Annotated in this window: 2 protein-coding genes; both read left to right on the forward strand. The window is 73.7% G+C overall.

What is annotated here, in order from left to right; genetic code table 11:
* The first annotated feature begins 25 nt into the window (after nucleotides 1-25).
* Nucleotides 26-1402 carry an MFS transporter gene (locus B0F77_RS07950; protein ID WP_086662153.1) on the forward strand — a complete coding sequence of 459 codons (1377 nt, stop codon included), beginning with the start codon at nucleotides 26-28 and terminating at the stop codon, nucleotides 1400-1402.
* A 29-nt stretch (nucleotides 1403-1431) separates the two neighbouring features.
* A partial coding sequence (locus B0F77_RS07955; RefSeq protein WP_143466626.1) for a type I polyketide synthase occupies nucleotides 1432-8823 on the forward strand: 7392 nt, incomplete at its 3' end.

The following is an 8823-nucleotide window of genomic DNA, read 5'->3' on the forward strand; positions in this document are numbered from 1 at the left end:
TCCGGCGTCGGAGAATGGTGATCGAATGGTCATCGGTGTGGATGGCGAAGGTCGCGGAAAAGCGGTTGTCCGGCTGCTCTCACTGGCGGCCGGTTTCGCGCTCGCCATGCTCGACAGTGCCGCGGTGAACGTGGCCGGGGTGACCGTGATGAACGGCCTCGGTCTCGGCTTCACGGGTCTGACCTGGTTGCTCAACGGCTACCTGCTGGCGTTCGCCGCCCTGCTGCTCTGCGCGGGCGCGCTGGCCGCGCGGATCGGGCAGCGGCGGGCCTACCTCGGCGGTCTGATGATCTTCGTCGTGGGCTCTGCCGTGGCGGCCCTCGCCCCGGTGGCCGGCGTGCTGCTCGTCGCCAGGGTGGTGCAGGGCGTGGGTGCGGCCGTCCTGCTGCCCAGCTCGCTCGCGCTGCTGGCGTCGTCGTTCCCGGAACCTGCCAGGAGAGCCAGGGCCGTCGCGCTGTGGACAGCGGTGGTCTCGGTCGCCACCGCGGCCGGTCCGCTCATCGGTGGCGCGGTCGCCGAACTGGCCGGTTGGCGCGGTGTGTTCCTCATTCCCGTACCGCTCGGCATCGCGGCCATGGTCGCGACGCGCGCCGTGATCGCCCCGCCGCCCCGGCGGCCGGCTCCGATCGGCTGGGCCGGTCACGTCCTGGCCGTGGTCGCCCTGACCGCGCTGTGCTTCGCGCTCGTCGAGGGGCCACGCAGGGGCTGGACCAACCCACTGGTCGCCGGTGCGGTGGTGGGAGCGGTGCTCGGGTGTGCGGGGTTCCTCCGCTGGGAACGCACCTCCGCGCGGCCGGTCCTGCCCGCCACCCTGTTCGCCGACCGGCGGGTCTCGGGTGCCGCGGTGGCGGGGTTCCTCGCCAACTGCGCGTTGTTCGGGCGGCTGTACGCGGTGTCGGTCCAGTTGCAGGCACACGCCGGGCACAGTCCTCTGTGGACTGGGCTGTGGCTGGTGCCGGTCACGGGCGCCGTCGTGCTCGGCAACCTCCTCTTCGCCCGCGCCGCGGCCAGGTTCGGCACCTGCCCGGCGATGGTGGCCGGGTTCGCGGTCGCGGGCACGGCCTCACTGGCGCTGGTCCCGATCACGGCGAACGCGCCGACGTGGCTGCTCGTCGCTCTGCTGACGGTCGGCAACCTGGGTGTGGGGCTCGCTCTTCCCGGTCTTTCCACCATCTTCCTCGACGCGTCCGGCCCAGGACAGGCCGGCGTGGCGGCAGGCGCCCTGCAGGCGGTGCGCCAGGTCGGCGCACTGGCCGGGGTCGCGGCGACCGGCGCGGTGATCGTGGCGGTGCCAGGGGACGCGGCCGCCGTCGTCGTCTTCGCCGGCGCCGGTGTGTGCCTGCTCGTCGCAGCCCTGATGACCGCCGGCCGCACGCGCGTGCCCGTGGCGCTCCCCGTCTGATCCAGCGAACCTTCGAAAGGAACGTCGGCATGTCTCTCGACGCAGGCACGGACGTCTCCCCGGCGGAAACCAGGTCCGCCGACGAGCCGGTCGCCGTCATCGGCCTGGCCTGCCGGCTGCCCGGCGCGGACGGGCCGGACTCGTTCTGGCGACTGCTCCTCGCCGGGACGGACGCGACCACCGACGTACCTCCCGGCCGGTGGGAACCGGCTGGGCCGGCGCTGCCCGCCGCCGCGCGGCGGGGCGGATTCCTGGACGACATCGACTCCTTCGATCCCGCCTTCTTCGGCCTGTCACCGGCGGAGGCGGCCGTGATGGACCCGAGACAGCGCCTGATGCTGGAGCTCGCCTGGGAGGCGTTCGAGGACGCCGGCGTCGTCCCGGCGTCGTGCGCGGGAACGGACGTCGGCGTGTTCGTCGGTGCCATGGGCAACGAGCACGCGGTGCTGACCGGGCAGGCCGGGCTCGACGCGGTCGGCAGGCACACCATGGCCGGCGAGCAGAACGCGATCATCGCCAACCGCGTGTCGTACCTGCTCGGCCTCACCGGTCCCAGCCTCACCGTGGACACCGGTCAGTCCTCCTCGCTGGCCGCTGTGCACCTGGCCTGCGAGAGCGTGCGCCGGGGCGAGTCGGTGCTGGCGGTCGCCGGTGGCGTCTCCGTGGCGTTGCTGCTGTCCGGCACCGTGGCCGCGGCACGGTTCGGCGGGCTGTCCCCGACCGGCCGATGTCGCACGTTCGACGCCGATGCCGACGGGTTCGCCCGAGGTGAGGGCGGCGGCGCGGTGTTGCTGAAACCGCTCTCGCGTGCGATCGCCGACGGCGACCACGTCTACTGCGTGATCCGTGGCACCGCGATGAACAACAACGGGGCGAGCACGGGTCTCACCAGGCCGGACGAGATCGCCCAGCGCGGTCTGCTCGGCGCGGCGCTGCGCCGGTCCGGCGTCACCGCGCGCGAGGTCGGGTACGTCGAACTGCACGGCACCGGCACCCCGCTCGGTGACCGGGTGGAGGCCGCCGCGCTGGGGTCCGTGTTCGGTGCGGCACGACCCGCGGGCTCCCCGCTGCTCGTCGGCTCGGTGAAGACGAACCTGGGCCATCTCGAAGGTGCGGCCGGGATCGCCGGCCTGATCAAGACCGCGCTCGTGCTGGCGAACCGGACACTGCCGCCCAGCCTGCACTTCCGCACGCCGCCACCGGAGATTCCACTGGCGGAGCTGAACCTGCGCGTGCAGGCGGACGTGATCCCCTGGCCGTCCACTGAGGACACCGCGATCGCCGGTGTGTCGTCCTTCGGCATGGGAGGAACCAACGTGCATGTGGTGCTCGGATCCGGTCCGTCCGAAGAGGACGGACAGCAGGACGTCCGCGCGGCGGCTCCGGCGGTGACGATCTGGCCGGTGTCGGCCCGCACGCCGGCAGGGCTGCGGGCACAGGCGCAGCGCCTGCACACCTTCGTCCACGAGCACCCCGGTCTCGATCCGGTGAGCACGGGACACGCGCTCGCGACGACGCGGACCGCGTTCGAGCACCGGGCGGCCGTGGTCGGCGCAGACCGGGCGGCACTGGTCGACGGACTCGCGCGGCTCGCCGCGGGACAACCCGCGCCGGCGGTGCCGCGTGGTGAGGTGACCGGCGAGGCCGGCCGGCTGGCGTACCTGTTCCCCGGCCAGGGCAGCCAGCGGTGCGGAATGGGCCAGGCGCTCGCGGCGACCGACCCGGTGTTCGCGGCGGCGCTGGACGAGGTGTGCGACGAACTGGACCGGCACACGGCACTTCCGGTGCGACAGGTGATGTGGGCCGAACCCGACTCCGCGGAGGCCGCTCTCCTCGACACCACCGAGTACGCGCAGCCCGCGCTGTTCGCGCTCGGTGTCGCGCTGTTCCGCGTCCTTGAGCACGTGGGCGTCCGTCCGGACGTGGTGTCCGGCTACTCGCTCGGCGAGCTGACGGCCGCGCACGTCGCCGGTGTGCTGTCGCTGCCGGACGCGGCCAGGCTCGTCGCCCTGCGCGGACGTCTGATGCAGAACCTGCGGGTGGACGGCGCCATGGTCGCGGTCCGCGCGGGCGAGGACGAGGTGCTGCCGTTGCTCGCCGGCACCGCGGTGGAGGTGGGTGCGGTGAACGGCCCGCGCACCGTGGTGCTGACCGGCCCCCGGCACGACGTGGAGGCGGTCGCCGCCACCCTGGCCGGACGGGGACACAAGATCACCCGGCTCTCCGTGAGCCATCCGTTCCACTCCGCCGCGCTCGACCCGATGCTGCGGCAGTTCGGCGAGGCCGTCGCCACCGCCACGTTCGGCGTGCCCCGGTTCGAGATGGTCTCGACGCTCACCGGTGGCACCGCTGAACACGGCGAGTTCCGCACGCCGGAGTACTGGATGCGGCAGGCGAGGGAGACGGTGAGGTTCGCCGACGCGGTGCGCGCCACCGGAGCGACCACGTTCGTCGAACTCGGCCCGAGTGGCGCACTGACCGCCATGGCGGCCGACTGCGTGAGCGGCGCCGTGTTCGTTCCCCTGCTGCGCCGCAGCGAGCCGGTCGAGGCCGTCGCGCTGGGCACGGCGCTGGGATCGCTGTACACCGCGGGTGTCCCGCTCGACTGGGACGCGCTGGCCGGTGGTTCCCCGCGGCACCGGGTCAAGCTGCCCACGTACGCCTTCGCGCGTCGTTCGCTCCGGCAGGCCGCGGACAGCCCCGTGGCGCCGGAGCCACCGGCCACCGGGACCGATCTCGACGACCTCGTGCGCACGCACGCCGCGGCCGCACTCGGGTTCGCGGACCCCGCCGATCTCGATCCCCGCCGCACGTTCCAGGCACTCGGGTTCGACTCGCTGACCCTGGTCGAGTTCGTCGCCGGTCTCGCGGCGGCGGCAGGTGTTCCGCTGCAGGCGGAGGCCGCGTACGACCACCCGACGCTGGCGGCACTCGCGGCGCACCTGCGTGGCGAGACCAGCGACGTCCCGCCGCCCGCACCGGAACGGGCCACGGCCGACGATGATCCGGTGGTCGTCGTCGGCATGGGCTGCCGCCTGCCCGGCGGCGTGTCCACCCCGGAGCAGCTGTGGGAGCTCCTCGCCGAGGGCAGGGAGGCGATCACCGGGTTCCCCGCGGACCGGGGCTGGGACGTCGAAGCCCTGTACTCGCCGACACCGGGACTTCCCGGGCACACCTGCACCCGTCACGGTGGCTTCCTGCACGAGGCCCCGCTGTTCGACCACGAGTTCTTCGGCATCTCGCCCCGCGAGGCCGCCGCGATGGACCCGCAGCAACGGCTGCTGCTGGAGACGACCTGGGAGGCGGTGGAACGCGCGGGGATCGACCCTGCCCGCCTGCGCGGCTCGGACACCGGCGTCTTCATCGGCGTGACCGCGCCGGAGTACGGGTCACGGCTGACGGAGTCGGACGAGGACGGCGGCTACGCGCTCACCGGAACGACGCCGAGCGTCGCCTCCGGCCGGCTGGCCTACGTCCTCGGGTTGCACGGTCCGGCGATCACCGTCGACACCGCGTGCTCCTCGTCGCTGGTCGCGATCCACCAGGCGGTGCGATCGCTGCGGTCGGGCGAGTGCGACCTCGCGCTGGCGGGTGGCGCGACGGTGATGTCCTCACCGGGCATGTTCGTCGAGTTCTCCCGGCAACGCGGTCTCGCGCCGGACGGCCGGTGCAAGGCGTTCGCCGAGGGGGCCGACGGCACGGGCTGGGCGGAAGGCATCGGTGTGCTTGTGCTGCAACGGCACAGCGACGCCGTGCGCGCGGGGCATCGGGTTCTCGCCGTGATTCGCGGCAGTGCGGTCAACTCGGATGGCGCGAGCAACGGTCTGGCCGCGCCCAGTGGCCCGGCGCAGCGCCGGGTCATCGGCCGCGCGCTGGCCGACGCGGGCCTGACCCCCGACCAGGTGGACGCGGTCGAGGCACACGGCACCGGCACGCTGCTCGGCGACCCGATCGAGGCCCGCGCGATTCTCGCCACCTACGGCGCGGGTCGCGCGGAGGACCGCCCGCTCTGGCTGGGCTCGCTGAAGTCCAACATCGGCCACACCCAGGCCGCCGCCGGCGTCGCCGGTGTGATCAAGATGGTCCTCGCGCTGAACCGCGGCGTGCTGCCCCGCACGTTGCACGCGGACCAGCCGACCACCAGGGTGGACTGGGCGTCGGCTCCGGTTCGGCTGCTGACCGGCGAACAGCCGTGGCCGGACCGCGATCACCCGCGCCGTGCCGCCGTGTCGTCGTTCGGCATCAGCGGCACCAACGCACACCTCGTGCTGGAGCAGGCACCCGACTGCGCCGAGCCGCGACGTGAGGCCGAGGACGGCCGCACCGTGCCGCTGGTGCTCTCGGCTCGCACACCGGCCGCGCTGCGCACCCAAGCCGCCCTCCTGCGCGACCGGATCGGCGAGTCGCGAGCGCGGCTCGCCGACGTGGCGTTCTCACTGCTCACGACACGCTCCAGGTTCGAACACCGGGCGGTCGTCCTGGCCTCGGGAGCGGCGGAGGCGTCGGACCGCCTGCTGGAGGTGGCCGGTGAGGAACCCTCCGAGGCCGTCGTGCGGGGCGTGGCCGGCACCGGGCTTCCGGTGGTGTTCGTGTTCCCCGGCCAGGGGTCGCAGTGGCAGGGCATGGCGGTCGAGCTGCTCGACTCGTCGCCGGTCTTCCTGGACGCGATCACCGGGTGCGAGCGGGCACTGAGCCCCTGGGTGGACTGGTCGCTGGTCGCGGTGCTCCGCGGTGAACCCGGCGCCCCTGGGCTCGATCGCGTCGACGTCGTGCAACCGGTCCTGTTCGCCGTGATGGTGTCGCTCGCCGCGCTGTGGCGTGCCGCCGGAGTCGGGCCGGCCGCCGTCATCGGGCACTCGCAGGGGGAGATCGCCGCGGCGCACGTCGCCGGAGCACTGTCCCTCGAGGACGCCGCGCGGATCATCGCGTTGCGCAGCAAGGCGTTGCTCGTGCTGGCCGGTCAGGGCGGCATGATGTTCGTCCGCCTGCCGGAGCGGGAGGCCGCCGCGATCCTGCCGGGCGAGCTCGCCGTGGCCACGGTGAACGGCCCGACCGGCGTCGTGGTGGCCGGTGCTCCCGAGGCACTCGACCGGTTCGCGTCGACCTGTGCGGCGCTGGGCGTGGACACCCACCGGCTCCCGGTCGACTACGCCTCCCACTCCTCCCACGTGGAGTCCATCGAACACCGGCTGCGTGAGCTCGCCGCCCCGATCACGCCGGGAGACGGCAGGGTCCCGTTCTACTCGGCCGTGGACGGCGCACGGGTGGACGGCACGGAACTGGACGCGGACTACTGGTATCGCAACCTGCGCCTGCCCGTGCGGTTCGACCTCGCCACCGCGGCGGCGCTGGCCGACGGTCACCGGATCTTCGTGGAGGTGAGCCCGCATCCCGTGCTCACCTGGGGCATCGCCGAGATCGCCGAAGTGTCCGATGTGGACGCTGAGGAGGTCGTCGTCACCGGCACGCTGCGGCGGGACGAGGGCGGGCTGCGCCGGTTCGGCACCGCACTCGCGCAGGCCGAGGTGGCCGGTGTCGCCGTGGACTGGTCCATGTTCCTCGACGGCACCACTCCGGTGGTCGTCGACCTGCCCACCTACCCGTTCCAGCGGCAGCGGCACTGGCCGCCGGCCCCGCGACCCCGGCTTTCACCGGAGGGCTCGGCATTCTGGAAGACCGTGGCGTCCGGCGACACCGCCGCGTTCGCCCGCCTGATCGGGGTCGCGGACGGCGACGTCCCCGACGGCCTGGTCGCGGCCCTCGCGAAGTGGCGTCGGGCCGAGCCGGGGGACGTGGACGACCGCTGGTACCGGATCGACTGGCGTGCGGTGGCGGAGGCGGCGGCTCGTCCGCTCACCGGCACCTGGGCCCTGCTCGCGGAGGAGGACGACGTCCTGGCCACCGTGCTCGCCATCCGGATGCGGCACGCGGGCGCGGTGGTCGAGGTCCACAGCGAGCCGGATCCCGCGCGACTGGGCGGCTTCGACGGGGTCGTGTCCCTGCTCGCCGGGGAGGAAGGGCTCGGCGCGCTCGCCGCCGTGCTGCCCGCGCTCGCCCGCGGCCGGCTCTGGTGTGTCACCCGCGGCGGCGTGAACACCGGCGGCGAACGGCCTGATCCCGCGCAGGCGATGGTCTGGGGCTTCGGCCGCGTCGCCGCACTGGAACACCCTGGCCGGTGGGGTGGTCTCGCCGACCTGCCCGCCGATCCGGACGCACGGGCGCTCGACCGGCTGTGCGCGCTGCTCGCGGCCGGCGGCGACGAGGACCAGATCGCGATCCGGCCGGTCGCGACGTTCGGACGACGGCTCGCCCGCCGGACGCCCGCCGCCGGCCGGTGGCGCCCGCACGGCACCGTCCTGATCGTCGGTGGCACCGGTGCGGTCGGCCGCGCCCTCGCCCGGTTCCTGGCCGCCGAAGGCGCACAGCACCTGCTGCTCGTGAGCCGCAGTGGCCCTGGGGCCGAGGGCGCGGACGAGTTGCGGGCCGAACTCACCGGGCTCGGTGCCGAGGTGAGCATCGTCGCGTGCGACGCCGCCGACCGGCAGGCACTGGCGGACGTGCTGTACTCGATCCCCGAGCGGTACCCGCTCACCGCCGTCGTCCACGCGGCGATGGTGCTGCACGACCGGACGATCGAAGGGCTCACAGCCGAACGGATCGCGGAGGTGCTGCGGCCGAAGATCGACGTGGCGACGAACCTCCACGAGCTCACGAACGCACGAGAGCTGGACGCGTTCGTGTTGTTCTCCTCGGTCGCGAGCATCACGGGCACGGCGGGATCGGCCGCCTACGCGGCCGCCAACGCGTTCCTCGACGCACTGGCCGAACAGCGCGTGGCCGACGGGCTCCCGGCTCTGTCGATCGCGTGGGGCCTGTGGGAGGACACGGCCGGCTTCGCGGGCGAGACGATGCGGCGGCGAGGCCTGCGCGGCATGGACTTCGGCACCGCGCTGGCGGCTCTGCGCGCCGCGGTGGGCGGTACGGCGGCTTCCGTGTTCGTCGCCGACATCGATTGGCCCCGGTTCGCCGCGCGGTTCACCGGCACTCGCCCGAGCCCGTTGCTCGCCGACTTCGCGACGGCCGTGGAGGTCCGGGCGGAACAGTGTTCTCTCGCCACGACACCGGTGTCGCAGCGGCGGCGCGTCGCCCTGGAAATGGTGCGTGCGCACACCGCCGCGGTACTCGGTGGCACCGCGCCGGACGCGATCGCCGCGGACAGGCCGTTCCGGGAACTGGGCTTCGACTCGCTGATGGCGGTGGAGCTGCGCAACCGCCTCGGCGGCGCGGTCGGTCGGACGCTGCCGGCGACGCTCGTCTTCAACCACCCGACGCCCATCGCGGTGGCGGAGCTGCTGTTGTCGCTCGTGCCCGCCGTGAGCCAGGTCGAGCGGGAGGACGCACCGGTGCTCGTGTCCGCTGTG

The organism is Lentzea kentuckyensis (genome assembly GCF_002150765.1).
Classification (GTDB): Bacteria; Actinomycetota; Actinomycetes; order Mycobacteriales; family Pseudonocardiaceae; genus Lentzea; species Lentzea kentuckyensis.

What these genes read in the sequence shown, in the direction of transcription:
- B0F77_RS07950 (WP_086662153.1), top strand. Translation starts at nt 26, where the DNA reads ATGGTCATCGGTGTGGATGGCGAAGGTCGCGGAAAAGCGGTTGTCCGG.